Here is a 24,489-nt window from a genome sequence, read left to right as displayed (position 1 = left end):
GGGGAAAACCCGGGTCGCTTCAGCCACAAGCCGCACGATGCGGCTTTTTTTTCGGGTCACGCTACGGGCAGAACTTCAGACGACCGAAGAAGGAACCCGCGCCATGCCCGAAACCCCTCCCCCCGTCGAACTGCGCGAAGAGATGCGCGGGCCCGTCATGTGGCTCACCATCGACCGCGAAGAGCGCCGCAACGCCATAAACGGCGCCGTGCTCGCCGGCCTGAGCGACGCCCTGGCCCGCGCCAACAACGACACCGCCGTGCGCGCCGTAGTCATCACCGGCGCCGGCACGCGCGCCTTCTGCGCCGGCGCCGACCTGCAGAGCGGCACCTCCTTCAAGTTCGACTACGCCGCGCCCTACCAGGGCTTCGCCAACCTGTTCCGCCAGGCCCGGCAATCGACCGTGCCGCTGATCGCACGCGTCAACGGCGCCTGCATGGCCGGCGGCATGGGGATCATGGCGATGTGCGACATGGCCGTGGCCAGCAGCCAGGCCGTGTTCGGCCTGCCCGAGGTGAAGGTCGGGCTCTTTCCCGCGCAGGTGCTCAGCGTGCTCGGCGGCCTGCTGCCGCGCCGCGTGCTGGCCGAGATGTGCATCACCGGCGAGCCCATCACCGCCGCGCAAGCGCTCGAACTGCGGCTAGTCAACCGCGTGAGCGACGATGTCGACGAAAGCGTCGACTGGCTGCTCGGCCGCATGCTCGACAAGTCGCCCGCCGCCATCCGCCGCGGCCTCTACACGATGAAGAAGATCGAGGCGATGGCCTTCGAGGAATCGATGGCGTTCACCGAAAGCCAGATCGGCCTGTTCGCACTCACCGAAGACGCCGCCGAAGGACAACTCGCCTTCCGCGAGAAGCGCAAACCGCAGTGGAGCGGACGATGAGCAGCAGCAACAACGAACGCATCGTCCGCATCGGCGGCGCCTCGGGCTTCTGGGGCGACAGCAGTGTGGGCGCGCCGCAGCTCGTGGGCAGCGGGCAGATCGACTACCTCGTGTTCGACTACCTCGCCGAACTCACCATGTCGATCCTTGCAGGTGCGCGGCTCAAGAAACCCGAGCTGGGCTACGCGACCGACTTCGTCTCCGTCGCGATGAAGGCCGTGCTGAAGGACGTCGTGAAACAAGGCATCCGCGTGGTGAGCAACGCTGGCGGCGTCAACCCGCAAGGCTGCGCCGATGCACTTGCAGCGCTGGCCGCCGAGCAGGGCATCGCATTGAAGATCGCAGTGGTGAGCGGCGACGACGTGTCCCCGCTGCTGCCGCAACTGCGCCAGGCACAACCACCTGTGCGCGAACTGCAGAGCGGCACCGCGCTGCCCGAACGCGTGCTCACCGCCAATGCGTATCTCGGCGCACGGCCGATACAGGCCGCGCTCGATGCGGGTGCGCAGGTCGTCATCATCGGCCGTTGTGTCGACTCCGCCGTCACGCTCGGCGTGCTCATGCACGAATTCAAATGGCAACCGGGCGACTTCGATCTGCTGGCGGCCGGCAGCCTCGCGGGCCACATCATCGAATGCGGTTGCCAGGCCACGGGCGGCCTGCACACCGACTGGGACACCGTGCCGGATTGGCCGAACATCGGCTACCCCATCGTCGAATGCAGCGCCGACGGCAGCTTCGTTGTCACCAAGCCGGCAGGCTCCGGCGGCAAGCTCACACCCGCCGTGGTGGGCGAGCAGATGCTCTACGAGATCGGCGACCCTGCGGCCTATCTGCTGCCCGACGTGGTGGCCGACTTCACGCAGGTACACATCGAGCAGGCCGGCGAGCACCGCGTGCGGGTGCATGGCGCGCGCGGCCGTGCGCCGACCGCAAGCTACAAGGTCAGCGCCACGTATGTCGATGGCTTCAAGACGGCGGCGCAGCTCACCATCGTGGGCTTCGAAGCGGTGGCCAAGGCGAAGCGCACGGGCGAAGCGATCCTCGCGCGCACGGGAGCGTTGTTCTCGCAATACGGCTTCGGCCCGTACAGCGGCACGCAGCTCGAAGTGCTGGGCGCGGAGTCGTGCTACGGCCCGCATGCTCAGGCATTGCAGACGCGCGAAGCAGTGTTGCGGCTCGCGGTGACGCATCCGCGCAAGGAGGCGCTGGAACTGTTCGCGCGCGAGGTCGCACCGGCGGGCACGTCGTGGGCGCCCGGCACCACGGGTGCGGGCGGTGGGCGCGCCTCGGTGTCGCCGTCGATCCGGCAATACGCGTTCCTGCTGGACAAGTCGCAGGTCGAGGCCACGGTGGCCATCGATGGAGAACGCATCGAAATTCCGCACACCGAAGTTTCCGCCATAGCCCAGGCCCCCATTCCATCGCCTGCCAGAGCCTCAGAAACGGGGACGGCACTCCCGGCGAGCACGGACAGCATCGAAGTTCCCCTCCTGCGCCTCGCCTGGGCCCGCAGCGGCGACAAGGGCGACACCTCGAACATCGGCATCATCGCACGCCACCCCGCCCTGCTGCCGCTGCTGCGCGAACAACTCACCGAAGCGCGCGTGGCCGAATGGCTCGCGCACCTGGTCAAAGGCCGCGTCACGCGCTACGAGGTGCCGGGCATCGACGCCTTCAACTTCGTCTGCGAGCAGGCGCTCGGCGGCGGCGGCATGGCCTCGCTGCGCAACGATCCGCTCGGCAAGGGCATGGGGCAGATCCTGCTCGCCGTGCCCATGCGCGTAAGCCCTGCGCTCCTGGCGTTGCTTGCCTAACACCAATCGGGACAACCGTGCGACAGCAGGGTTGAGGCCGGGGGCTTAGCCTTGCGCCTCTTTCAACTCTGCTTTCGATCGCACGATGTCCACCCTCTTCGACCCCGTCCAGGCCGGCGACCTGAAGCTCGCCAACCGCATCGTCATGGCGCCGCTCACGCGCAACCGCTCGCCGAATGCAGTCCCGCCCGACATCGCCGCCACCTACTACGCCCAGCGCGCCAGTGCCGGTCTGCTCATCACCGAGGCCACCGCCATCAGCCACCAGGGCCAGGGCTATGCCGACGTGCCCGGCCTCTACGGCACCGAGCAGCTCGACGCCTGGAAGCACGTGACCGACGCCGTGCACGCCAAGGGCGGCAAGATCGTCGTGCAGCTGTGGCACGTGGGCCGCGTCTCGCACACCGAACTGCAACCCGGTGGCGGCAAGCCCGTCGCCCCCTCGGCCATCACCGCCAAGACCAAGACCGTGCTCATCAAGGACGGCGTGCCGACCTTCGTCGAGACCTCCGAGCCACGCGCACTCGACGCAGGCGAACTGCCCGGCATCGTGCACGCCTATGCGGTGGCCGCTCGCAGCGCAGTCGAGACCGCCGGCTTCGACGGCGTGGAACTGCACGGCGCCAACGGCTACCTGCTCGACCAGTTCCTCAAGGACGGCAGCAACAAGCGCACCGACGACTACGGCGGCAGCATCGAGAACCGCGCCCGCCTGCTGCTCGAATCCGCGCGCGCCGTGGTCGATGCCGTCGGCGGCGGCAAGACCGGCATTCGCCTGTCGCCCGTGACGCCGGCCAACGACGTGCACGACAGCAACCCGCAGCCGCTGTTCACCTACGTGGTGAAGCAGCTCGCCACGCTCAACCTCGCCTACATCCACATCATCGAAGGCGCCACCGGTGGCCCGCGCGAAATCGAGGACCGCCCCTTCGACTACGAAGCGCTGAAGGCCGCCTACCGCGAAGCCGGCGGCAAGGGCGCATGGATGGTCAACAACGGCTACGACCGCCCGCTCGCCGAAGAAGCGCTGAAGGAAGGCGACGACCTCGTGGCCTTCGGCAAGCCCTTCATCTCGAACCCTGACCTCGTGCGCCGCCTGCGCGAGAACGCACCGCTCAACGAGCTCGACAAGGCCACCATGTACGGTGGCGGCGCGAAGGGCTACACGGACTACCCCGCACTGGCGTAATCCGGAAAAGGCCATGGCAAGATGCGGCGGACGCTTTGTGTCCGCCCTCAGGAGAGAAATGCCATGGCCCGCATCGAGCAACGACTGGCCGCGCTCGGCCTCGTTCTTCCACCGACAGTGACGCCGCCACCCGGCGTCGTTCTACCCTTCCAATTCGTGCGTATCGTCGGCCGACGTGCAGTGATCTCGGGCCACGGCCCGCTCAATGCAGACGGCACCATCGCCGCGCCGCTCGGCAAGCTGGGCCGCGAGGTGAGTGTCGAACAAGGCTATGCAGCGGCCCGCCTTACGGCACTGGCAATGCTCGGCAGCCTGCAACGCGCCCTTGGAGATCTCGACCGCATCACCGCGTGGACACGCGTGTTCGGCATGGCCGCTTCGGCGCCCGGCTTCGACAGGCAGCCAGCGGTGATCAACGGCTTCTCGGACCTCATCCTCGAACTCTTCGGACCCGACATCGGCGCGCACGCACGCAGTGCCGTGGGCATGGCCGAGCTGCCGTTCAACATCCCGGTCGAGATCGAAGGCGAAGTGGAATTCGACGCATGAAGACGTGGACCATCAGGCGCGCCACCGAGAGCGATGCAACATCCGTTGCTGCCTGCGCCGTCGAGGCCTTCCGCCACTACATCCCGCGCCTGGGCCTCACGCCGATTCCGATGACCAAGGACTACGGCGTGGCCATCGCGAACGCACAGGTCTGGGTCGCCACGCAACAAGACCAGACCGTCGCCGCACTGGTGCTCGACGTCACCGACGAAGGCTTCCTGATCGACGTGCTGCCGCAACACCAGGGCACCGGCGTGGGCCGCGCGCTGCTCGAACTCGCCGAGCAGGAAGCACTGCGGCAAGGCCACGACTCGATCTACCTCTTCACCAACGAGAAGATGACCGAGAACCGCGCGCTCTACGAACGCATCGGGTACGTCGAGTACAAGCGCCTCGCCTTCGCGGAGCGCACCCGCGTCTTCCTGCGCAAGCCATTGAAGTGAGCATCGCCATGCAGCTGGCCCGCATTCACCACGTCGCGATCATCTGCGCCGACTACGCGGTGTCGAAGCGCTTCTACACCGAGGTACTCGGCCTGCGCGTGATCGCCGAAAACTACCGCGCCGCGCGCGACTCGTACAAGCTCGACCTGGCACTGCCCGATGGCTCGCAGATCGAGCTCTTCTCTTTCCCCGATGCGCCCGCGCGCCTCACGCGGCCCGAGGCGCAGGGGCTGCGTCACCTGTCCTTCGAAGTGCAAGACGTGCAGGCCGCTGCAGACGAACTCGCATCGAAAGGCATCGCTGTCGAGCCATTGCGCATCGATGAATTCACGGGCCGCCGCTTCACCTTCTTCGCCGACCCCGACGACCTTCCGCTCGAGCTCTACGAAGCCGCGCCGCTCTAGGCCACTTCACCGAACGCCACGCTCACACGCAGGCCGGTGGGCTCCGCCGCTTCGAGCCGCAGCTCGGCACCCAGCAACTCCGCATAGCGCGACACGATCGACAGCCCCAGCCCCGAGCCCTGCCCAAGCTTCTCGCCCGCGGGCCCTTGCGCCCAGCGCTGCATGAGGGCGCGTTGCGCCTCGAGCGGAATGCCGGGCCCGTCGTCGATCACGCTCAGCGTGCGGCCCGCAAGCTCGACGGTGATGGTGCGCCCGCCATAGCGCAGCGCGTTGTCGATCAGGTTGTCGAGGATGCCTTCTACCAGCGCCTCATTGGCATGCACCACCACGCCGTCGTCGAGGCCGCGGGCGCCCAGGTCGACGCCGCGTGCATCGGCGCGCGCGAGGTGCCGCAGCACCGTCTGCTCGGCCAGCACGTCGAGCCGCACCGGCACGCGCTTGAGCTCGGTGCGTGCTTCCTCGGCCAGCGCCAGCGCCAGCAGCTGGTCGATCAGGTGGCTGGCGCGCGCCTGCCGTTCCGACACGCGCTCCAGCTGCTCGCGCCACACCGTCGTGTCCTGCTGTGCCAGGCCGTATTCGGCCAGCGCGCGAATGCCCGCCAGCGGCGTGCGCAGCTCGTGTGCCACGTTGCCCACGAACTCGCGCTGCGCCTGCACGCTGGCACCGAGCCGCTCGAACAGCGAGTTGACCGCATTGCCCAGGCGCTGGAGTTCGCGCGAAGTCTGCGCCACCGCCACCGGCGAGAGGTCGCGCACGTCGCGCCGGTCGAGCGCGCGCTGCAGGTCGCCGAGCGGACGCAGATCGCTGCGGATGCCGTACCAGAGCCAGATCGCGAGCAGGATCAGGAGCAGGATCTGCGGCGCCAGCGCATAGCCGAGCAGCTGCCGCACCAGCGCGGTCCGGCTCAGCGTGGTCTGCGCAATGATCACGCGGTAAGGCATGCTGATGTCGGGCTCGGCGTCATGCTCGAGCACCACCGCGCGCAGCGTGCTGCCTTCATAGTGGACGTCGGAGAAGCGGTAGCGCGAGCCGTCCACCGGCAGCGGCGCCTGCAGGCCCGATTGCCCCGAGATCAGCGAGCCGTCGAGCCGCTGCACCGCGAAGTACACCTTGTCGACCTGATCGAAGAGCACGGTGGCCACTTCACGCGGCGTCAGCAGCAGCTCTATGCCGCGTTCACCGGCTTGCACGTTGGCCGACAGCGCATAGGCATCGTCGAGCATGCCGCGGTCGAAGGCCTGCTCGGAAAAGTAGTTGGCAATGACCAGCGCGATGACGGCGCCGACCATCCACGTGAGCGCCAGCGGCACCAGCACGTTGCGCAGCACGCGCCGCGTGAGCGAGGGCGCGCGCACCACGGTCGCGGCCACGGGCTGCGGTTCTATCGGCTGCTGCTGCTCGGCCACGCGCGGATCAAACCTCGGCTTCGAGCAGGTACCCGATGCCGCGCAGCGTGCGGATGCTCGCGCCCGTGCCCTGCAGCTTCTTGCGCAGGCGGGAGATGAAGGCCTCGAGCGCGTTGTCGCCGAGTGATTCGTCGAAGCTCGACAGCTTGTCGGACAGCGCACGCTTGCTCACCGTGCGGCCCGGCGGACTCATGAGCTCCCACAGCACTTCGAATTCGCGCGCCGGCAGGTCGAGCGGACCGCTCGCCGTCGAGAAGCGGCGTGCCTTGCGGTCGAGCTTCAGCTGACCCAGCAGCACGATGTCTTCGGTGCCCTTGGCGCGGCGCACCAGTGCACGCAGGCGCGCTTCGACTTCGGCCAGGTCGAAGGGTTTGCCGAGGTAGTCGTCGGCGCCCGCATCGAGCCCGGCGATGCGCTCCTCGGTGCGGCCGCGCGCGGTGAGCACCAGCACAGGCGTGCGGTCGCCGCGCGCACGTGCCTGTCGCAGCGCGGTAAGGCCGCTCGCAAGGCCGCTGGTGGGGCTCGCGGTGGCGGGCAGGTTGAGGTCGAGCAGCACGGCATCGAAGGGCTGCACGCGCCACAGGTGATCGGCATCTTCGACGTTGGTCGACACGTCGACGCGATGGCCGGCATCCGCGAGGCTGCGCACCATCACATCGCGCAGAACGGCGTCATCTTCGACAAGCAGAATTCGCATGGTTATTGAGTGGTTGGGGGTGATCTGCCTTGCGAACGACGGGTCAGCGGCCGGTCAGTCGCTCCAAGCGATAAACGCAACATGAGCATACGACAGCAAGATGAAATACGGGCCATTTTCATGGCCGACGCCACACGATGAGCGCGCGTGAACCCTCCGATCTTTTGAGCCTGGTGCCTCCGGAGGTGCAACGCACCGCCGTGGTCCTGCTGCATGGTTTATGCAGCACGCCTGACGAGTTGCTGACCGTGCAGTCCGCCCTGCGCAGCCGCGGCTATTCGGTGCACCCGCTGTCGATCGAGGGTTACTCGTTCGACGCCAATGCGCCGCTGCAGCGCGCGGCGCCGTACGAACGCTGGCTCGACGAGATCCAGGCGCAGGTGAAGGCACTGCGCGCGCAGCACGACCGCGTGATGCTGGTCGGCATCTCCGCCGGCTCCTCGCTGGCCCTTGGCGCGGCCATCCGCTGCGGCAGCGAAGTCGATGCGCTGGTGCTCATGTCGACCACGCTGCGCTTCGACGGCTGGGCCATTCCGCGCACGCAGTTCCTGCTGCCGCTGGCCTTCTACACGCCGCTCGGCCGGCTCTGGCAATACCGCGAACGCCCGCCCTACGGCGTGAAGAACGAACGCGTGCGCGCCTGGATCGAGCGCGAGCTGCGCCACCGCAAGGTCTCGCGCGCCGGCAGCTCCGTCATCGGCGTGGGCCACCTGCGCGAGCACGACCGGCTCATCCGCCACGTGCGCCGCAACCTCAACAGCGTGCAATGCGACAACGTGCTCGCGCTGCACGCCCAGCAGGACGAGGTGGCCAGCGTGGCCAATCTCGACATCCTCGCGCGCGGCCTGCGCTGCCGCGCCTTCCGCACCGTCGTGGTCGCCAACAGCTACCACATGATCACAATCGACAACGATCGTCAACAGGTTGTGCGCGAAACAGTGTCGTTCGTCGACGCCGTGGCGCATGGCACGATGCCCGAGCATCCGCTGTACGCCTGACACCTTCGACAACGTTCGATCACGCCTGAAAGGAAAGCATTTCCATGTCTTCTTCCAACGCTTCTTCGCCCACCTTCAACAGCATCGCCGCGATCCTGGAGACCGACTTCCGCGTTGAGCGCTCGGCCATCTCGCAGGCCACCGCGCTGACCGACCTCGGCCTCGATTCGCTCGCGCTGATGGAATTCGTCTTCGCCGTCGAAGACGCCTTCCACCTGCGCATTCCCGAAGACCGCCTTGACCCGCGCGAAGCCGGCATCACGCTGCAGCGGCTGTGCGAGGTGATCGATGCGGAAAGCTCCGGCGCCGTTGCGGCCCAACCCGCCGAAGCCACTGCATGAGCAGCGGTGCAGCCCACGCCGTGCTCGCCGCTTCGGCCGCGCGCGCCGCCTCCGCGCCGGTGCGCGTGAGCGGCATCGGCTTCGTCACGCCCATCGGCCGCACTGTCGAAGCCTTCGACGAGGCATTGTTCGCGGGCCGCTCGGCCGTGCGCGCGCAGACGCTGGAGATCAAGGGCATGGACCCGATGCTGCTCGCCGTAGCTGCCTGCGACTTCGATTCGAACGGCGTGCGCAGCACATCGCGCCTGCCACTGGACCGAGGCACCGCCATGGCGCTGGCCGCCGCGCAGGACGCCGCGAGCGAAGCCAGGCTCGACCTCGACACCATCGACCGCGACCGCCTCGGCATCTTCTGGGGCAGCGGCCTCGCGGGCGCCGGCACCTTCGACAACACCACCAGCGCGCTCTACGGCGAACAACGCCGCATGCGCCCGACGACCGTGCTCACCGTGATGCCCAACGCCGCCGTGGCCGAGCTCGCGCTGCACTTCGGCGCGCGTGGCTCGGCCATTGCCTACGCCTGTGCCTGCGCCTCCTCGGCCGTGGCCATCGGCGAGGCGATGCGCGCCATTCGCGGCGGCTGGATCGACGTGGCCATCGTCGGCGGCCACGACGCCATGCTCACGCCCGGCGTGATGGCCAGCTGGCACGCCATGCGCGTGATGGCGCCACCACCGGCCGATGCGCCCTCTTCGGCCTGCCGCCCGTTCTCGGGCGACCGCGCGGGCTTTGCCATCGGCGAAGGCGCGGCCGCACTGGTGCTCGAATCCGAAGCGCATGCAGCCGCACGCGGCGCCGAAGCCGCGCCCTTCGTGCTCGCGGGCTACGCTACCAACTGCGACGGCACGCATATCACCAACCCCGATGCGCCGGGCCAAGTGCGTGCAATGCGCGCCGCACTGCGCGACGCAGGCATCGAGGCCTCCGACGTCGGCCACATCAACGCGCACGGCACGGCCACCTCCGCCGGCGATGCAGCCGAGGCCGCATCGATCCGCGAAGTGTTCGGCAACGGCACGCCCGTCAGCGCGACCAAGGCCATTCACGGCCACGTGCTCGGCGGCGGCGGTGCCATCGAGCTCATTGCAGCGCTGCGTGCACTGGCGCGCGAGACGCTGCCGCCCATTGCCAACCTGCAGACGCCCGACGCCGCATTCGACCTCGACTTCGTGCAGGTCGAGGCGCGCGAGGCCAAGGGCATCCGCTATGCGCTGTCCAACTCCTTCGCCTTTGGCGGCACCAACGCGGTCATCGTGGCCGGCCGCGCGTCCTGACGCTGAAGATTCGCTGAACCCTTCCTGAAAAACGAACGCGGTGCACCGGCTGGTTGTTTTCGTCGTGCCCGTGTTCGCGCTGCTCATGGCGTGCGAGTTCGCATGGGGTTGGCTCAAGCGGCGCAACACCTACCGCTTCAGCGACACGCTCGGCAGCCTGAGCCAGGGGCTGCTGAGCCAGGCACTGTCGGTGTGCACGCAGCTGTTCCAGATCGGCCTCTACGCGATGGTCTATCCGCTGGTCGCGATCTGGACGCGGCCCGGCTTCTGGGACAGCGTCATGGGTTGGATCGTCGCTGTGCTGCTGTTCGACTTCTTCGATTACTGGCTGCATCGCGCGGGACACGAATCGGCCGTGTTCTGGGCCGCGCACTCGGTGCACCACCAGAGCCAGCACTTCAATTTTTCCACTGCGCTGCGGCAGGAAAGCACCGTGGCCTTTCTGGGCTGGGCTTTCTACCTGCCGATGGCGGTGGTGGGCGTACCGCCCGAGCAGTTCGGCCTTGCGGGGCTGATCGTGCTGGTCTACCAGTTCTGGATCCACACCGAGCACATCGGCAAGCTCGGCTGGTTCGATCGCGTGTTCTCTTCACCGTCGAACCATCGCGTGCATCACGCGGTGAACGACGGCTATGTGGACCGCAACTACGGCGGCATGCTCGTGGTGTGGGACCGCATGTTCGGCACCTTCGCCGAAGAGAAAGAGCGCTGCGTCTACGGCACGCGCAAGGCACTCGCGAGCTTCGACCCGATGCGCGCGATCCTCGGTCCCTACTTGCCGCTGCTGCGGGACGCCTGGCACACGCGGCGCTGGCAAGACAAGATCGCCGTGTGGTTCAAGCCGCCGGGCTGGCGACCGGCCGACGTGGCGCAGCAGTTTCCCGATGCACCCTTTTCGCTGGAAGAAGCGATGCACATTCACGATCCGGCGCTGACGCGCCCGCAGGTGGCTTCGGCCTCGATTCATTTCGCGTGCTGGGTCGGCGTGACGCTGGCCTTTCTGTGGCGCGCCGACGACCTCGCTTTCCAGACGGGACTGGGATTGCTTGCGCTGGCCGTGGGCGGCTTCTGGTCTATTGGCGCTGTGCTCGACTCTCAACTGCGCCTGCGATGGGCCTGGTGCGCGCAGCTGGCCTTGCTGGGAATTTCGGCGGTACTGCTGACCTGAGCTTCGCTATGTATGCTCGGCGCTCTCATCGCACCGGGAACATTCGATCATGCACAGGCTGGCCACACCTGAAGACATCGACACCGTCTTCACCCTCTACATGCACGAGAAGGTCGTGCGCTTCCTCGGCTACGACCCGATGCCGCTCGAGGACTTCCGCGCTGTCTACCAGGCACTGCTCGACACCCGCTGCTTCTACGTCTACGAACGCGAAGGACGCATCGCGGGCTTCTATCGCGCCACGCGCTACCCGGGTCGTATTCAGCATGTGGCCGGCCTCGGCACGCTCGCAGTCGATCCCGCATTCCATGGCCAGGGCATTGCGCTCGCCATGGTCAGCGAAGCCATCGACGCACTGAAGACTGCTGGCGTCAAGCGCATCGAACTCTTCGCCGAAAGCGACAACGCGCCCGCGCTGCGCTTCTACGAGAAGTTGGGCTTCGAGCGCGAAGGCACGCTGCGCAAGTACTACAAGCGGGCCGGAGAAGAGAACTACGTCGACGAGTACGTGATGGCGCTGCTGTTCGACTGAAAAGGCATCGTCAAGGCTTCCAGCGCCGCAGCAGCAGCGCATTGGCCATTACGCTCACGCTCGACAGCGCCATGGCCGCACCGGCCACTACCGGGCTCAGCAAACCGAAGGCCGCCAGCGGGATGCCGGCCACGTTGTAGGCAAAGGCCCAGAACAGGTTCTGCCGGATCTTCGCGACCGTCCGTGCAGAGAGCTCGAAAGCCTGCGCCACCAGGGCGAGATCGCCGCGCATCAGCGTGATGCCGGCCGCTTCCATCGCCACGTCGGTCCCGCCGCCCGAAGGCGCCATCGCGATGCCCACATCGGCCGCGGCCAGCGCGGGCGCATCGTTCGCGCCGTCGCCTACCATCGCCACGATGTGCCCGTTCTTCCTCAATGCAGCGACCTGCGCCGCCTTGTCGGCCGGCAACACATCGGCACGCACGTCTTCGGCCGCGATGCCCAGCCGCGCCGCCATGGCCTGCGCCGCGCGCAGGTTGTCGCCCGAGATCATCACCACGCGCAGGCCCCGCGCTCTCAGAGTGCGAATGGCTTCGGCAGCCTGCGGCTTGGGTTCGTCGGCGAAGGCGAGCAATGCATGCACATGCGCGGCGCCGGCTTCGTCGAAACGCAGCAGAGCGGAGACTGTTGCGCCCTGCGACTGCAAATGATCGACTTCCGCAGCGTCGGGCATCGCGTCGAGTTCACGACACCAGCGCAGGCTAGCGATGGCCCAGTGCACGCCGTCGACTTCGCCACGCACACCGCGACCCGGCCACGCCTGCATCACACCCAGCACAGGCACCTGGACGTTGCGCTGCACCGCAGCGGCCAGCACAGCCTTGGCCAGCGGATGCTCGCTGCCGCTCTGCAGACTGGCGGCCGTCGCCAGCAATTGGTCTTCACTGGCATCGGAGCCTGCCACGGGCACCAGCGCAGTGAGCACCGGCCGGCCGATCGTCAGCGTGCCGGTCTTGTCGAATGCAACGGTATCGACGCGGTGCGCAATTTCCAGCGCACGCGCGTCCTTGATCAGGATGCCGTGCCGCGCCGCCACGCCCGTGCCCGCCATCACCGCGACAGGCGTTGCAAGGCCCAGCGCACACGGGCAGGCAATGACAAGCACCGCCACGGCATGGATCAGCGCGGTCTCGATGCCCGCACCCGCAATCAGCCAACCCGCCAGCGTGAAGAGCGCAATCACCAGCACCACCGGCACGAACACGGCCGCGACCTTGTCCACCAGCCGCTGGATCGGTGCCTTCGCGGCCTGCGCGTCTTCGACCAGCCGGATGATCCGCGCGAGCACGCTCTCGGCACCGACCGCGCTCACCTCGATGACCATGCGTCCGTCGCCGTTTACCGCCCCGCCGGTCAGTGCATCGCCCGGTCCTTTGGCCACGGGCAGCGGCTCGCCGGTGAGCATCGATTCATCGACTTCGGATTGCCCTTCGATCACCCGTGCATCGGCCGGCACTCGTTCGCCGGGCCGCACCGCGAGGCAGTCGCCCACCATCACCTCGGCCAGCGGCACATCGCTTTCCTTGCCGCGCGCGCCGACCAGGTGCGCCACTTCGGGCCGCAGCTGCTGCAACGCGCGGATCGCCGAGGTCGCCTGGCGCTTGGCGCGCGCTTCCAACCACTTGCCGAGCAGCACCAGCGTGATCACCACCGCCGAAGCCTCGAAGTACAGATGCGGCATCGCACCGTGGCCCGCATGTTCGCCGGTGGCCGCGCGCCACCAGAGCCAGAGCGACAGCCCGAAGGCCGCGCTGGTGCCGAGTGCCACCAGCAGATCCATGTTGCCGGTGCGCGCTTTTGCCGCATGCCAGCCCGCGCGATAGAAGCGCGCACCCAGCCAGAATTGCACCGGCGTTGCGAGCAGCAGTTGCAGCCATGGCGGCAGCATCCAGTCTTGCCCGAAAGGATCGCCGAGCATCGGCGCCAGCAATGGGATCGATAGCGCCAGGCCGACTGCGACCGGGCCGAAACCGTGCCATGGTGACAGCGCAGCTTCGTCGGCCGCAGTGCTCGCCGCGCGCGGCTCGTAGCCCGCGGCACGCACGGCTCGGCGCAGCAGGGCGTCCATGTCTTCGTTGCCGCCAGTCACCACGCGGGCCGATTCGGTCGCGAGATTCACGCTCACGTCCTGCACGCCCGGCACGTTTTTCAGCGCACGCTCGACGCGCATCACGCACGAGGCGCAAGTCATGCCGCCGACCGAGAGATCGAGCGTGGTGGTGCCGGGTATTTGTTGCTGCTGCAGAACTTTTTCCATGTGCCAAGGCTAAAGCCTCACACCGTGGCAAGGTCAAGCGGAGAAATTCAGTGCCCCTGCGCTGGACATTGACATCGTGAGAGGGTTCAAACTTGCGCCCTCTGTTCAGTTACTTCAATCACTTTCAAGGAGCTACCACGATGAGCCAGAAATTCCAGGTCACGGGCATGAGTTGCGGCCACTGCGTGAGCGCAGTACAGAACGCGGTGCAAACGGTGGACCCCGAAGCGCAGGTCACGGTCGATCTGGAAACGGGCCATGTCGACGTGTTGAGCGAACAGCCACGCAAGGACATCGTGGCCGCGATCGAGAACGCGGGCTACGCGGTTCAATGACGACGGGCCACGTCGCCATCGGCGAGGCGGCGCAGCGCTCCGGCGTGTCGGCCCGCATGGTCCGCCACTACGAAGGGCTGGGCCTGCTGCCGGCAGTGGCGCGCACCGAAAGCGGCTACCGCCAATATGGAGAAGCCGACATCCACACGCTGCGCTTCATCAAGCGCTCACGCGACCTGGGCTTCTCTATGGAAGAAATCGCGGAACTGGTCGGGCTGTGGAACAACCGTCGGCGCGCAAGCTCGAGCGTGAAGCGCATCGCCGAGAAACACCTCGGTGAACTGGAGCAGCGCATTGCCGACATGCAATCCATGCGCAACACGCTGGCCCACCTGGTTCATTGCTGCCACGGCGATTCGAGGCCGGACTGCCCGATCCTCGACGACCTGAGCAAGGTCTAGGCGCTCAAGCGCCCCGCACCAGCGACAGCACCTTGCCCGCATCCAGCGTGCGGGCCTTTTCCTGGATGGCCGGCAGGTACTGCGTCTGCAGGCTCTGCCCTTCCTTCACCACGCCCGAGAACGCGTCCTTCAGCATCTGCGTCGAGAGCGTGCGGCCGCCAGCGTAGTAGCGCTTGGCCACATGGCCCAGCGCATAGGTCGAGGCAAAGCTCATCCCCGAACTCACGGCCTGGTTGCCCAGCCCGCGCAGCAGGCCACCGCCGACCTTGCCGAGCAGGCCGCCGAGCAGCTTGCGCCCGGCCTGCTCCAGGTACTGCGAGGTCAGGCCCACGCCGACCGTGGCCAGGAAATCCTTGATATGGCCGCTGTCGAGCTGGTAGCCGTACGACTGGCCGATGCGGTAGACCAGCTTCATCTGCAGCGGAATGATTGCCATGGTCGAGAGCGTCTCGGGCAGCAGCTCCAGCGCGCCGTTGAGGATGGCGGCGTTGAGGATCGACTTGTCGAGCTCAGCCGTGTCCGGCGTGTTCGGTGCTGAGGGAGCCGCGACCGCGGTGCCGGCAGCGGCAGCAACAGGCACCGCCGCAATCTCTTCGGCCTGCTGCGAAAACGCAGCCGCCGAAGCATCCAGCCCCAGCGACGTGCGCACATCCGCCAGGAACATGCGCTCCGCCTCCGACTGCGTGCCGTCCGCATCGCACACGCACACCGCCATTTCGTAAGCCAACTGCCTCGACTCGGGGCTTTTCAGCTCCCCGGCCACTGAGGCCAGCGACACGCGCTTCATCAGCACGTCCTGGTAGAGCGTCGGCAGGTTCAGGCCGTCGGCCTGCGACAGGCCCTCCGCAATCCGCTTGATCTCGGCGCGTTCGCGCTCATGCTTTTCGCCATCGACAAAGGCAGCCAGCAAGCTCAGGGTCACGATCGACTTTGTTTCTGAAGGTGTCATGTTCAACATTTCGCAATATGAATGATCTCGTTCGGTCGCCGAAGGGGCCGGAAGGTTCCGGCGAGCTTCTCCCCACAAACCTTGAGTAACTCTGTGGATAACGTTGGTACTTCTGTGTAGCGGCGTTGCAAGTCATTGATTTAAAAGGGAAATCTACAGATCGCCCAAATTTTCAGCAATGAATTTCTCCGAGGAAAAACCGCCTTTCGCAGATTTTCCGGAAGGAGTCAAAGCACAACTCTGGGGACAGTTTTTGAACAAGCCATGGCTTATCCACAGGCCGGATCGGTTACCCAATGTTGTTCATGTGGCGGGTACAAACCGGAAGCGCAGCTGCGCACAGTGACAGAGCCATGACAAGTGCTTGTCACATAACGAAAAAAGCGGCATGTCCACAGAAGAGGGCAACCCTTATCTACTACTACTAATTTGAATAAGAAGAATAAGAAGACAGGGAAAGGGAAAGCTGCGCGCGAAAAAAAGCCGCGAACGGCCGCGCCGGTCGACGGCGCCTTTGAACAAAACCGGTCCTCCCGGCCCGCTCCCCTCGGTAACATTCGTGGATGAGCTTCAAACCCCGGATCCTGATCGCCGAAGACGAATCGGGCATCGCCGACACGCTGCAGTACGTCCTGAAGAGCGACGGATTCATCCCGGTCTGGTGCGCCACGGCCGAAGAAGCCATCGCCCAATTCGCGCAGGAACCGCCGGCGCTGGCCATCCTGGACATCGGATTGCCCGATCTCAACGGCTTCGAGCTCTTCAAGCGCCTCCAGGCGCTGAACCAGTCCATGGGCGGCCCGGAGGTGCCCATGGTGTTCCTGACGGCCCGCAGCGACGAAATAGACCGCGTGGTGGGCCTCGAACTGGGCGCTGACGACTACATCGCCAAGCCGTTCTCACCGCGTGAACTCGTCGCACGCGTGCGGACCATCCTGCGGCGCAGCGCCAGAAACGGCGCAGGAGCTCCCACAGTGGGTGCGGCTCCAAACCATGGGATACCCCATCAAATCCCGGTCCAGACGCCTCCAGCGAGCTCTCAGGCACCCGCAATGCCCTTCTCGCTCGACAACGAGCGCATGCAGATTCGTTATTACGGACGTCTGCTGGAACTCTCCCGCTACGAATACGGCCTGCTGAGACTGCTGGTGCAACGGCCCGGCCGCGTCTTCACACGCGACGAATTGCTCGAACTGGTCTGGGACGATTCCAGCGACAGCTTCGACCGGACGGTGGACGCGCACATCAAGACCCTGCGCGCCAAGCTCAAGGCGATAGCGCCAGACGTGGAGCCGATCCGCACGCTCCGCGGCACCGGCTACGCACTGAACGAAGAACTGCCCGCCAAGGCGTCGTGACCCGACGCACGCGGATCTTCATCGGCATCCTGCTGATCTACACGGCGGGCATCGCCTTCCTGCTGTACCGCGTTGTTTCCGACATCGATCCGCGCTACCGCGAATCGGCCGAGGAATCGCTGGTCGAAACTTCGCAGCTCGTGGCCAGCCTGGTCGAGCAGGACGTGATCGCCGGTGCCATCAACACGGCGCGGCTCGAGCCGCTGTTCCGCACGGTCTACGCGCGCGAGTTCTCTGCCCAGATCTACAACCTGCACAAGAGCCGCGTCGAACTGCGCGTGTACGTCACCGACCGCAATGGCCGCGTGATGTTCGATTCGCTCGGCAGGCATCTCGGCTCCGACTATTCGCAGTGGGCCGACGTGAGCCGCACGCTCGCCGGCCTGTACGGCGCGCGCACCTCGCGCGATGTCGACGGCGACCCGCGCACCTCGGTCATGTACGTTGGCGCGCCGATCCGCTGGAACAACGAAATCGTCGGCATGGTCAGCGTTGGCAAGCCTGTGCAGAGCTTCGGCCAGTTCGTGGAAGACGCACGCGTGCGCACCATCTGGGTGGGCGTCGGCTCGGCGCTCGCGCTGCTGCTGCTCACGCTCATCGTCTCGATCTGGCTGGTGCGGCCCTTCGGCCTGATTCGCGACTATTGGGCCTGGGTGCGCGCGCAGCGCAGCCTGAGCCTGGCGCGCATGGCGCGGCGCGCGGTCGACGGCGTGCGCACCGGCTTCAGCGAAATGCGCGACGCGCTCACCGGCCGCAACTACGTGGCCGACTACGTGCAGACTTTCACGCACGAAGTGAAGAGCCCGCTCTCGGCCATTCGCGGCGCGGCGGAGCTGCTGCAGGAGCCGTCGATGCCGCACGCCGAGCGTGAGCGTTTTCTGAAGAACATCGAACGCGAGACACAACGCATCCAGGAAATCGTCGACCGCATGATGGAGCTCACCGCGCTCGAAACGCGGCGCACGCTGGACCGCACCGAGCCGGTGGCGTTGGCTTCGCTGATCGAAGACATCGCCATCAGCGCACAGCCCGCGGCGGCCAAGCGCAACATCAAGCTGCTCGTGAACATCCGCGACGATGCCCGCACCGAAGGCGACCCCTTCCTGCTGCGCCGAGCGATCAGCAACCTGCTCGACAACGCCATCGATTTCTCACCGCGTGACAGCGAAGTGCTGCTCACGCTGGAAACGACCTCGAAGCTCGCCCGCGTGAGCGTGCGCGACCACGGCCCGGGCATTCCGGAGTACGCGCAGGAAAAAGTCTTCGAGAAGTTCTATTCGCTAGCCAGGCCGCACAGCCAGAAGAAAAGCACGGGGCTGGGGCTGGCCTTCGTGAAGGAGATCGCGGCATTGCACCGCGGCCGGATCGATCTGGGCAACGCGTCGCGCGGCGGTGCCGTGGCGACGCTCACGTTGCCATTGCTGTCACATCATTGAGGGCGCCCGATCAGCGCGCAATAGGCGCTGCGCGTCTCCGGACTCACGGCCCCGAGTGCCTGCAGATACTGCGTCTGGTGCTGCCCGATCATGCGAGCCGATGCCACCGTCTTCGACCGGCAGTACCAGTGGCAGGTGTGCTGCATCAGGAACAGCTCGGCCGACATGGTGAAAGCTTTCGATTTGGGCGTGCGTCCGGCTTCGTTGCGCATCACGCCGGCAACGCCGCGTGCATGGATGAGCAAAGCCTGGCGCACGTCGAAGGTCGAGCCCGGAAAGAACTGTGTGAACAGCGGAATGGCCACCGGCAGCTTGCTTACGCGCGTGGCGGGTTCGGGCATGCGAGAGAACTCGGCGGCGAAGCTGTCGAACTGGGCAGACAGCTTTTCCTCGGTGGCGTCGAGCAGGTGCCATATCTGCTGGCGGCGCTCGGCGTCGTCTTCGCCGAGGCAGCGCATGTAGCCGGAGGTGAGGCTCTCCATCAGCCTCTCGATCTGGTAGCGGCCGAGGTGGCTGGCCAGCAGCGCGATGCGCATGCGCTGTTCTCTGGACTTGAGGATGTAGAAGCCGGCGGCAAAGAGAGCCACCAGAGTAAGAATTTCCATGGATGCGTGGAGAAGAAAAAAAGAAGGCGGGAAGCAGCACCGAGTGTAGGCACCGCGACCCGCCTTCTCTTTTCAGCTTCGAGACACTTACCGGAAGAAATCGAGGATCTTGTTGCGTTCTTCCGGCACCGGCGGCGCTCCGATGGGCGCACCCGTAAGTTCTTCAGCCGGCGGTGGCGGCGCTTCGCTTTCCAGACCCAGACTCGCCACGTTGTGGCCCGGCGTGAAGTCGTCGAAGTACCACTCGCCGTCGACGTTCACCACGCCAGGCGGTTCTGCGGGCTGCGTCACGGGCACGCCCTGCAGCGCGGTCTGCATGTAGCCGATCCAGATCGGCAGGCTCAGGCTGCCGCCGGTTTCACCGCGCACGCCGAGCTGGCGCGGCGTGTCGTAGCCGATCCACGCGATGCCGACCATGGTCGGCTGGAAGCCAGCGAACCAGGTGTCGAAGGAATCGTTGGTGGTGCCGGTCTTGCCGTAGAGGTCGTCGCGCTTCAGGGCCTGGTGCGCCTTGAAGCCGGTGCCGTTCTTCACCACGCTCTGCAGCAGCGAATCCATGATGAAGGCGTTGCGCTGCGGAATGGCGCGACGCGCTTCGTCGAGCACCGGTGGCTCGGTCTCCATGATGACCTTGTCCTTCATGTCGGTGACGCGCGTGACCAGGTACGGATTGACGCGATAGCCGCCATTGGCGAACACCGAGTAGCCCACCGCCATCTGCATCGGCGTGACCGAGCCCGCGCCCAGGCCCATCGGCAGGTTGGCGGGATGCTTGTCCTTGTCGAAGCCGAACTTGGTGATCCAGTCTTGCGCATACGGCGTGCCGATCGACTGCAGCACGCGCAGCGTGACGAGGTTCTTCGATTTCATCAGCGCGGTGCGCAGCGGCATCGGACCTTCGTAGGTGCCTTCGAAGTTCTTCGGCTCCCACGGCTGGCCGCCGTTGGCACTGGCATCGAAGTACAGCGGCGCGTCGTTCACCACGGTTGCGGGCGTGAAGCCCTTTTCGAGCGCGGCCGAGTAGATGAAGGGCTTGAAGCTCGAGCCCGGCTGGCGCCAGGCCTGTGTCACGTGGTTGAACTTGTTCTTGCCGAAATCGAAACCGCCCACCAGCGCCTTGATGGCGCCGCTGCGCGGGTCCATGCCGATGAAGGCGCCTTCGACCTCGGGCAGCTGGGTGATCTCCCAGGTGTTCTTCGGCGTCTTCGCCACGCGGATCACCGCGCCGCGACGGATCTTGATATTCGGCGGCGCCTTTGCTGCGAGGCCCGACTGCGCGGGCTTCAGGCCATCGCCCGTGATCTGGATGGTTTCGCCGTTCGCGCGCACGGCGCTGATTTCTTTTGCGTTGGCGTCGAGCACCACGGCCGCGACCACGTCGCCGTTGTCCGGGTGTTCGGCCAATGCATCGTCCACGGCCTCGTCGATTTCCTTCTGCTCTGTGGGCAGGTCGACGAACCTTTCGGGGCCGCGGTAAGGTTGGCGCCGTTCGTAGTCCATGATGCCCTTGCGCAGCGACCTGTAGGCCGCGGCCTGGTCGGCCGCAACGAGCGAGGTGTAGACCTTCATGCCGCTGGTGTAGATGCTGTCGCCGTACTGCGCGTACATCATCTGGCGCACCGTCTCGGCCACGTACTCGGCATGCAGGCGGTTCGGGTCGGCAGCGTCGCGCAGGTGCAGTTCTTCCTTCTTGGCTTCTGCAGCCTGGTCGGCGGTGATGAAGCCGGTTTCCTGCATGCGATCGATCACGTAGAGCTGGCGTGCCCGCGCGCGGCGCGGATTGGCCACGGGGTTGTTGGCACCGGGCGCCTTCGGCAGGCCGGCCAGCATCGCGGCTTCAGCGATGGTGACGTTCTGCAGCGGCTTGCCGAAATACGTTTCGGAAGCAGCAGCAAAGCCGTAGGCGCGGTTGCCGAGGTAGATCTGGTTCAGGTAGATCTCGAGGATCTGGTCCTTGGTGAGCTGTCGTTCGAGCCGCAGCGCCAGCAGGATTTCGTAAGTCTTGCGACTCATCGTCCGCTCCGAGCTCAGATACACGTTGCGCGCCACCTGCATCGTGATGGTCGACGCGCCTTGCTTGCGGCCGCCCTTCAGGCTGGCGACCGCGGCGCGCAGGAAGCCTTTGTAGTCCACACCGCCGTGGTCGTAGAAGCGCGCGTCTTCAACGGCCAGTACGGCGTCTTTCATGACCTTCGGAATGTTGGCGAAGGGCGTGAGGTTGCGGCGCTCCTCACCGAACTCGCCGATCAGCTGGCCTTCGGTCGAGTACACGCGCAGCGGCAGCTTGGGGCGGTAGTCGGAAAGCTCAGACACATCGGGCAGCTTCGGATAGATGGCGACCACCGCGACGATGGCCGCGACCAGCACCACGAGCGCGCCGGAGCCGACCGCGATGGCACCCCAGCCGGCGACGCGCTTCCACGGCGCGCGGGGTTCGTTGGACGCCGCGTTGCCGTCGTCGGAAGGTTTGGAGCTTGAGCGTTTGAACATAAGAGTTGGCTGCTTACTGGCTAGCGAAAGGATTGGAGCCGCCGCGCGCTGCTGCGTTCCAGCATCGGGAGGTCAAGCGTGCCGTTTCGCGCAGCCTGCTGCGCGCAATGCATGGCATCGAAATACTTGTCGTGGTCGAAGGCGATCAGCAGCAGGTCCACGCCGGCGCCGAGGGCGCGAACGGTGGCATCGCAAAGACCGCGGTTGTAGGCTGCGCCCATCGTGAGATCGTCGGTGACGAGCAGGCCCTGGTAGCCCCATTCGCCTCGAATCACCCGCTGCACGATTTTGCGCGAGAAAGAGACCGGATATTCGGCGTCGAACTCTACAAGGATGACATGGCCCAGCATGATTGCGGCATCCGAATGTTTCGACACGTCTTGAAACGGCTTCCAGTCGTGCGCCGCAAGTTGGGCGACCGGCGTGCGCAGTTCGGCGGCGAAATGATGGGTGTCCTCGACCACGCCGCCCAGTCCGGGAAAGTGCTTCAGCGTGCCGCGAACGCCCGCAGATTCAAGGCCCAGCTCGTAAGCGAGCGCCACCTGCGCAGTGACAGCGGGGTCGGCCGAGATCGCGCGTTCGTCGATGCGGGTGTGAAAGTCCCAGTGGCCCGGCACGCGGCCGGGGCGCAGGTCGACCACCGGGCTGAAATTGAGTGTGATGCCAAGAGCCGCGAGCGCCTTGCCCTGCTGCGCGCCGTAGGCACGGGCGCGTTGCGTGAGTTCGTCGTCGGGCACGTCAGCATCGAGTAGCGAAGCGAGCGCGGGCTGGCGCTCGACCAGCGGAGACAGGCGCGAGACAGCGCCGCCTTCCTGGTCGGTCGCGACGATCAGCGGTGGCAGGCCGGCTTCGCGGCGCAATGCCTGCAGGCCTTCGATTTCATTGCGCAGTTCAGCGGCCGTTCGGCCCTTTACATTGCGGCCGGTTACGAAGATTCCGCCGATCAGGCCCTTCCTGGTTAGCTCGCGCAGGTTTTTCGCATCGTCGTACCCGACGATGAAATGCGTGCCCAACGCCTGCGCGAGCGGGCCCTCCGACGCATTCACTTCGGCACGGTGCTGGCGCGAGGCGGCTTCGTTGCACAGAGCAGTCAGCATGGCAGCGAATGCCAGGCCCAGCGCTACTGGACGCAAGTTGCCCCGTGCAAACCTCCAGGCGATTGCGATGCTGGTCACCAGCACGGCCAGCAGCAAAGGCAGTTCCCACGCGCGCATGAAGCGGAGGTGCGGGTCCTTCAGATGCCAGGCCCAGAACCACAGCGTGGCCAGGGCCAGCCAGCCCGATGCACTCGCGATGACCCGCAGCAGCCTCATGCCGCCTGCGCTTCCGGTGCCGGTTCCACGCGGCGCGAGAGCGCATACCAGTCGACCTTGCGCGTGACGAGCATCAGCGTGGCCAGCATGCCGAAGATCAGCAGTGCGCCGAGCAGCAGCGCGTTGCTTTCGGAAGCCAGCAGGCCGTAGAGCGCGCCATAGAGCAGCGCCACGAAGGCGCCGAAGGACAGGCCGCGCTGCCAGCCTCCCAGCACCGCGCTGAAGTAAACGGCCATCAGCGCAACGCTCGCCGTGGCGGCACCCGCATATGCCATCCAGAACGCGAACTTCTCCGACAGTGCAAGCAACAGCAGGAAGAACAGCGCGATCGACAGGCCGACCAGGCCGTACTGAATCGGATGCAGGCGCAGCTTGCGGAACAGCTCGAACATGAAGGCCACCATCAGCACGAGGCCGATGAACAGTGCGCCGTACTTGCCGGCACGCGTGCTCATCGAATACACGTTGATGGGCTGTGCGAGCGACACGTCGAAGGTCTGCGGCGGACCGATGTTCTGGCGCGCCTGGGTGGTGGCGGCTTCAGCGGCGTTGCCGCGACCCGAGAGACCCGCACGAACCTGCTCTCGAGCCGAAGTCACGAGCGACGACACGCGCCAGTGCGCGTCGAAGCCCTGCGGCGTCACGCTGCGCTCGGCCGCGAGAAAGCGACCGCCGAAGCTGGGGTGTGCCCAAGGCGAGGTCAGGTGCGCGGTCGTTTCTTCGGCGATGGGCGCGATGGAAAGCGTGTCCTGCCCGACCAGGCCGAGCTTCATTTCGAACGTGATCGGCGTGTTGGCCTGCCATGCATTGAGCGCCGCACCGGTGACTGGCGCATGGATGCCGTCTGCAAACCATGCACTGTCGGCCAGGCCCGGCACGCGCTGCTTGAAGCGCAGTGCCTCGCCGCCCATCGTCATCGCGGGCGAGCCGTCGAGGCCGCGAAGGTCGCTCACGTTGAAGGCGATGAAGGGCGCCTTGAATTCGATGTTCGAGTCGGACTCGCTGTGCGGCACGGCCTTCGGGTCGAAGGCCGTGAAGCCGCCAGTGAGCGTGGCGTTGAGCGTGTAGAACGGAATCTTGAAGATGCCGCGGTAGCGCTCCTGCGGCGCCATCGTGCCTTCGATGTGCAGCTTGTCGGGGAACACCACGTGGGCCATTTCCTTGCTGCGCGGCTCCTGGCCGATCACCTTGCCCTGCGCGTCGCGCAGCGGCTCCATCCAGCGCTCCACATACGGCACCAGCAGCAGCGGGCCGACCATCATCTGGCGGCCCGCGTAGGTGGCGGCGAGCTCGTCGGCCGCTTCGCGTTGGCTCTCGCCGCGGGCGCGGTTGATCGAGTCGATCTCGCCCAGCGGAATGCACAGGAGCAACAGCAGGAAGAACAGGCCGGCGACCTTGGCCAGCACAGAGCTCTGAAGGGCCTTCAACAACTGAAGCATGTTTTCTCTCCTCGTCTGTAGCGAAGCCGCGATGCTCGCCGCGCGATCCGAAGGCCGTGTGAAGCGTGCGTGCCGCTTCGCTTCACACAGACTTCACAGAGCCAGGCACGGGTGTTTTCGACTTCAAGAAGCCTTCCAACTGCCTTCTCGTGTGGTGCCGACAGTTGCGGCTGTGCAAGTTCGCACGGACAAGGACCCCCGC

The 24,489-nt window shown here is 66.1% G+C and carries 23 protein-coding genes; 15 read left to right on the top strand and 8 right to left on the bottom strand.

Annotated features, from left to right (window positions below):
• Positions 1-103: 103 nt before the first annotated feature.
• The 6 genes from ACSFBF_RS19510 to gloA2 all read left to right on the top strand — a co-directional run bounded on the left by ACSFBF_RS19510 (position 104) and on the right by gloA2 (position 5,288).
• Complete coding sequence (locus ACSFBF_RS19510) at positions 104-886, top strand: enoyl-CoA hydratase/isomerase family protein (protein WP_435469774.1); 783 nt, start codon at positions 104-106, stop codon at positions 884-886.
• Positions 883-2,703 carry an acyclic terpene utilization AtuA family protein gene (locus ACSFBF_RS19505; protein ID WP_435469772.1) on the top strand — a complete coding sequence of 607 codons (1,821 nt, stop codon included), beginning with the start codon at positions 883-885 and terminating at the stop codon, positions 2,701-2,703. The genes ACSFBF_RS19510 and ACSFBF_RS19505 overlap by 4 nt, the downstream gene beginning before the upstream one ends.
• Before the next feature lie 85 nt (positions 2,704-2,788).
• Positions 2,789-3,892: an alkene reductase gene (locus tag ACSFBF_RS19500; RefSeq protein WP_435469770.1), complete on the top strand. Its 1,104-nt coding sequence runs from the start codon at positions 2,789-2,791 to the stop codon at positions 3,890-3,892.
• Between the two features lie 63 nt (positions 3,893-3,955).
• Positions 3,956-4,441, top strand: coding sequence for a RidA family protein (locus ACSFBF_RS19495; RefSeq protein WP_435469768.1), 486 nt, complete (start codon positions 3,956-3,958; stop codon positions 4,439-4,441).
• Positions 4,438-4,884, top strand: a complete 447-nt coding sequence (locus ACSFBF_RS19490; protein ID WP_435469766.1) for a GNAT family N-acetyltransferase — start codon at positions 4,438-4,440, stop codon at positions 4,882-4,884. The genes ACSFBF_RS19495 and ACSFBF_RS19490 overlap by 4 nt, the downstream gene beginning before the upstream one ends.
• Before the next feature lie 8 nt (positions 4,885-4,892).
• The gene (gene gloA2 / locus ACSFBF_RS19485; RefSeq protein WP_435470065.1) at positions 4,893-5,288 is read left to right on the top strand and encodes an SMU1112c/YaeR family gloxylase I-like metalloprotein; all 396 of its coding nucleotides are present in this window, start codon (positions 4,893-4,895) and stop codon (positions 5,286-5,288) included.
• On the opposite strand, the gene ACSFBF_RS19480 is transcribed toward gloA2, so the two are convergent.
• Together ACSFBF_RS19480 and ACSFBF_RS19475 are read right to left on the bottom strand one after the other, a co-directional pair.
• A complete protein-coding gene (locus ACSFBF_RS19480; RefSeq protein ID WP_435469764.1) occupies positions 5,285-6,694 on the bottom strand; it encodes a sensor histidine kinase in 1,410 nt (469 codons plus the stop codon). The genes gloA2 and ACSFBF_RS19480 overlap by 4 nt on opposite strands.
• Before the next feature lie 7 nt (positions 6,695-6,701).
• Positions 6,702-7,391, bottom strand: a complete 690-nt coding sequence (locus ACSFBF_RS19475; RefSeq protein WP_093057118.1) for a response regulator transcription factor — start codon at positions 7,389-7,391, stop codon at positions 6,702-6,704.
• Between the two features lie 137 nt (positions 7,392-7,528).
• Here ACSFBF_RS19475 and ACSFBF_RS19470 point away from each other — a divergent pair, with 137 nt between their 5' ends.
• The 5 genes from ACSFBF_RS19470 to ACSFBF_RS19450 are packed head-to-tail and all read left to right on the top strand — an operon-like array spanning position 7,529 to position 11,704.
• A complete protein-coding gene (locus ACSFBF_RS19470) occupies positions 7,529-8,389 on the top strand; it encodes an alpha/beta hydrolase (RefSeq protein WP_435469762.1) in 861 nt (286 codons plus the stop codon).
• A gap of 44 nt (positions 8,390-8,433) precedes the next feature.
• Entirely contained in the window at positions 8,434-8,730 is a 297-nt protein-coding gene (locus ACSFBF_RS19465) for a phosphopantetheine-binding protein (protein ID WP_435469760.1), read from the top strand.
• Positions 8,727-10,004, top strand: coding sequence for a beta-ketoacyl-[acyl-carrier-protein] synthase family protein (locus ACSFBF_RS19460; RefSeq protein WP_435469757.1), 1,278 nt, complete (start codon positions 8,727-8,729; stop codon positions 10,002-10,004). The genes ACSFBF_RS19465 and ACSFBF_RS19460 overlap by 4 nt, the downstream gene beginning before the upstream one ends.
• Before the next feature lie 40 nt (positions 10,005-10,044).
• The gene (locus ACSFBF_RS19455; RefSeq protein ID WP_435469755.1) at positions 10,045-11,172 is read left to right on the top strand and encodes a sterol desaturase family protein; all 1,128 of its coding nucleotides are present in this window, start codon (positions 10,045-10,047) and stop codon (positions 11,170-11,172) included.
• Between the two features lie 49 nt (positions 11,173-11,221).
• Positions 11,222-11,704 carry a GNAT family N-acetyltransferase gene (locus ACSFBF_RS19450; protein WP_435469753.1) on the top strand — a complete coding sequence of 161 codons (483 nt, stop codon included), beginning with the start codon at positions 11,222-11,224 and terminating at the stop codon, positions 11,702-11,704.
• A 10-nt stretch (positions 11,705-11,714) separates the two neighbouring features.
• Here the strand turns inward: ACSFBF_RS19450 and ACSFBF_RS19445 are convergent, their stop codons facing one another.
• Positions 11,715-13,961, bottom strand: a complete 2,247-nt coding sequence (locus ACSFBF_RS19445; RefSeq protein ID WP_435469751.1) for a heavy metal translocating P-type ATPase — start codon at positions 13,959-13,961, stop codon at positions 11,715-11,717.
• A 140-nt stretch (positions 13,962-14,101) separates the two neighbouring features.
• Between ACSFBF_RS19445 and ACSFBF_RS19440 the strand changes: the two genes are divergently transcribed.
• Both ACSFBF_RS19440 and cueR read left to right on the top strand, forming a co-directional pair.
• The gene (locus ACSFBF_RS19440; protein ID WP_007833622.1) at positions 14,102-14,296 is read left to right on the top strand and encodes a heavy-metal-associated domain-containing protein; all 195 of its coding nucleotides are present in this window, start codon (positions 14,102-14,104) and stop codon (positions 14,294-14,296) included.
• The gene (cueR, locus tag ACSFBF_RS19435) at positions 14,293-14,697 is read left to right on the top strand and encodes a Cu(I)-responsive transcriptional regulator (RefSeq protein WP_435469749.1); all 405 of its coding nucleotides are present in this window, start codon (positions 14,293-14,295) and stop codon (positions 14,695-14,697) included. The genes ACSFBF_RS19440 and cueR overlap by 4 nt, the downstream gene beginning before the upstream one ends.
• Positions 14,698-14,701: 4 nt before the next feature.
• Here the strand turns inward: cueR and ACSFBF_RS19430 are convergent, their stop codons facing one another.
• Positions 14,702-15,646, bottom strand: a complete 945-nt coding sequence (locus ACSFBF_RS19430) for a YcjF family protein (protein WP_435469747.1) — start codon at positions 15,644-15,646, stop codon at positions 14,702-14,704.
• 563 nt (positions 15,647-16,209) lie between these two features.
• On the opposite strand from ACSFBF_RS19430, the gene creB reads away from it, so the two are divergent.
• Positions 16,210-17,004, top strand: coding sequence for a two-component system response regulator CreB (gene creB / locus ACSFBF_RS19425; RefSeq protein WP_435469745.1), 795 nt, complete (start codon positions 16,210-16,212; stop codon positions 17,002-17,004).
• Positions 17,001-18,440, top strand: coding sequence for a two-component system sensor histidine kinase CreC (gene creC / locus ACSFBF_RS19420; protein ID WP_435469743.1), 1,440 nt, complete (start codon positions 17,001-17,003; stop codon positions 18,438-18,440). Before creB ends, creC begins: the two co-directional genes overlap by 4 nt.
• Here the strand turns inward: creC and ACSFBF_RS19415 are convergent.
• From ACSFBF_RS19415 to creD, 4 genes are all read right to left on the bottom strand, one after another.
• Positions 18,434-19,045 carry a hypothetical protein gene (locus tag ACSFBF_RS19415; protein ID WP_093057128.1) on the bottom strand — a complete coding sequence of 204 codons (612 nt, stop codon included), beginning with the start codon at positions 19,043-19,045 and terminating at the stop codon, positions 18,434-18,436. The genes creC and ACSFBF_RS19415 overlap by 7 nt on opposite strands.
• An 87-nt stretch (positions 19,046-19,132) precedes the next feature.
• Positions 19,133-21,535, bottom strand: a complete 2,403-nt coding sequence (locus ACSFBF_RS19410) for a penicillin-binding protein 1A (protein WP_435469741.1) — start codon at positions 21,533-21,535, stop codon at positions 19,133-19,135.
• A 20-nt stretch (positions 21,536-21,555) separates the two neighbouring features.
• Entirely contained in the window at positions 21,556-22,848 is a 1,293-nt protein-coding gene (locus ACSFBF_RS19405) for a glycoside hydrolase family 3 N-terminal domain-containing protein (protein ID WP_435469739.1), read from the bottom strand.
• Positions 22,845-24,287, bottom strand: coding sequence for a cell envelope integrity protein CreD (gene creD, locus ACSFBF_RS19400; RefSeq protein WP_435469737.1), 1,443 nt, complete (start codon positions 24,285-24,287; stop codon positions 22,845-22,847). The genes ACSFBF_RS19405 and creD overlap by 4 nt, the downstream gene beginning before the upstream one ends.
• Between the last annotated feature and the right edge of the window lie 202 nt (positions 24,288-24,489).

The sequence above is a fragment of the Variovorax nivicola genome (assembly GCF_051216475.1).
Classification (GTDB): domain Bacteria; phylum Pseudomonadota; class Gammaproteobacteria; order Burkholderiales; family Burkholderiaceae_C; genus Variovorax.
Note: the sequence above shows the minus strand (reverse complement) of the source record. Positions and strands in the feature narration are given on the sequence as shown.

Excerpts from the sequence above, each read along its gene's own strand:
- ACSFBF_RS19510 (WP_435469774.1), top strand. The coding sequence starts at position 104 with ATGCCCGAAACCCCTCCCCCCGTCGAACTGCGCGAAGAGATGCGCGGG.
- ACSFBF_RS19505 (WP_435469772.1), top strand. The coding sequence starts at position 883 with ATGAGCAGCAGCAACAACGAACGCATCGTCCGCATCGGCGGCGCCTCG.
- ACSFBF_RS19500 (WP_435469770.1), top strand. The coding sequence starts at position 2,789 with ATGTCCACCCTCTTCGACCCCGTCCAGGCCGGCGACCTGAAGCTCGCC.
- ACSFBF_RS19495 (WP_435469768.1), top strand. The coding sequence starts at position 3,956 with ATGGCCCGCATCGAGCAACGACTGGCCGCGCTCGGCCTCGTTCTTCCA.
- ACSFBF_RS19490 (WP_435469766.1), top strand. The coding sequence starts at position 4,438 with ATGAAGACGTGGACCATCAGGCGCGCCACCGAGAGCGATGCAACATCC.
- gloA2 (WP_435470065.1), top strand. The coding sequence starts at position 4,893 with ATGCAGCTGGCCCGCATTCACCACGTCGCGATCATCTGCGCCGACTAC.
- ACSFBF_RS19475 (WP_093057118.1), bottom strand. The coding sequence starts at position 7,391 with ATGCGAATTCTGCTTGTCGAAGATGACGCCGTTCTGCGCGATGTGATG.
- ACSFBF_RS19470 (WP_435469762.1), top strand. The coding sequence starts at position 7,529 with ATGAGCGCGCGTGAACCCTCCGATCTTTTGAGCCTGGTGCCTCCGGAG.
- ACSFBF_RS19465 (WP_435469760.1), top strand. The coding sequence starts at position 8,434 with ATGTCTTCTTCCAACGCTTCTTCGCCCACCTTCAACAGCATCGCCGCG.
- ACSFBF_RS19460 (WP_435469757.1), top strand. The coding sequence starts at position 8,727 with ATGAGCAGCGGTGCAGCCCACGCCGTGCTCGCCGCTTCGGCCGCGCGC.
- ACSFBF_RS19450 (WP_435469753.1), top strand. The coding sequence starts at position 11,222 with ATGCACAGGCTGGCCACACCTGAAGACATCGACACCGTCTTCACCCTC.
- ACSFBF_RS19445 (WP_435469751.1), bottom strand. The coding sequence starts at position 13,961 with ATGGAAAAAGTTCTGCAGCAGCAACAAATACCCGGCACCACCACGCTC.
- ACSFBF_RS19440 (WP_007833622.1), top strand. The coding sequence starts at position 14,102 with ATGAGCCAGAAATTCCAGGTCACGGGCATGAGTTGCGGCCACTGCGTG.
- cueR (WP_435469749.1), top strand. The coding sequence starts at position 14,293 with ATGACGACGGGCCACGTCGCCATCGGCGAGGCGGCGCAGCGCTCCGGC.
- ACSFBF_RS19430 (WP_435469747.1), bottom strand. The coding sequence starts at position 15,646 with ATGACACCTTCAGAAACAAAGTCGATCGTGACCCTGAGCTTGCTGGCT.
- creB (WP_435469745.1), top strand. The coding sequence starts at position 16,210 with ATGAGCTTCAAACCCCGGATCCTGATCGCCGAAGACGAATCGGGCATC.
- ACSFBF_RS19415 (WP_093057128.1), bottom strand. The coding sequence starts at position 19,045 with ATGGAAATTCTTACTCTGGTGGCTCTCTTTGCCGCCGGCTTCTACATC.
- ACSFBF_RS19410 (WP_435469741.1), bottom strand. The coding sequence starts at position 21,535 with ATGTTCAAACGCTCAAGCTCCAAACCTTCCGACGACGGCAACGCGGCG.
- ACSFBF_RS19405 (WP_435469739.1), bottom strand. The coding sequence starts at position 22,848 with ATGAGGCTGCTGCGGGTCATCGCGAGTGCATCGGGCTGGCTGGCCCTG.
- creD (WP_435469737.1), bottom strand. The coding sequence starts at position 24,287 with ATGCTTCAGTTGTTGAAGGCCCTTCAGAGCTCTGTGCTGGCCAAGGTC.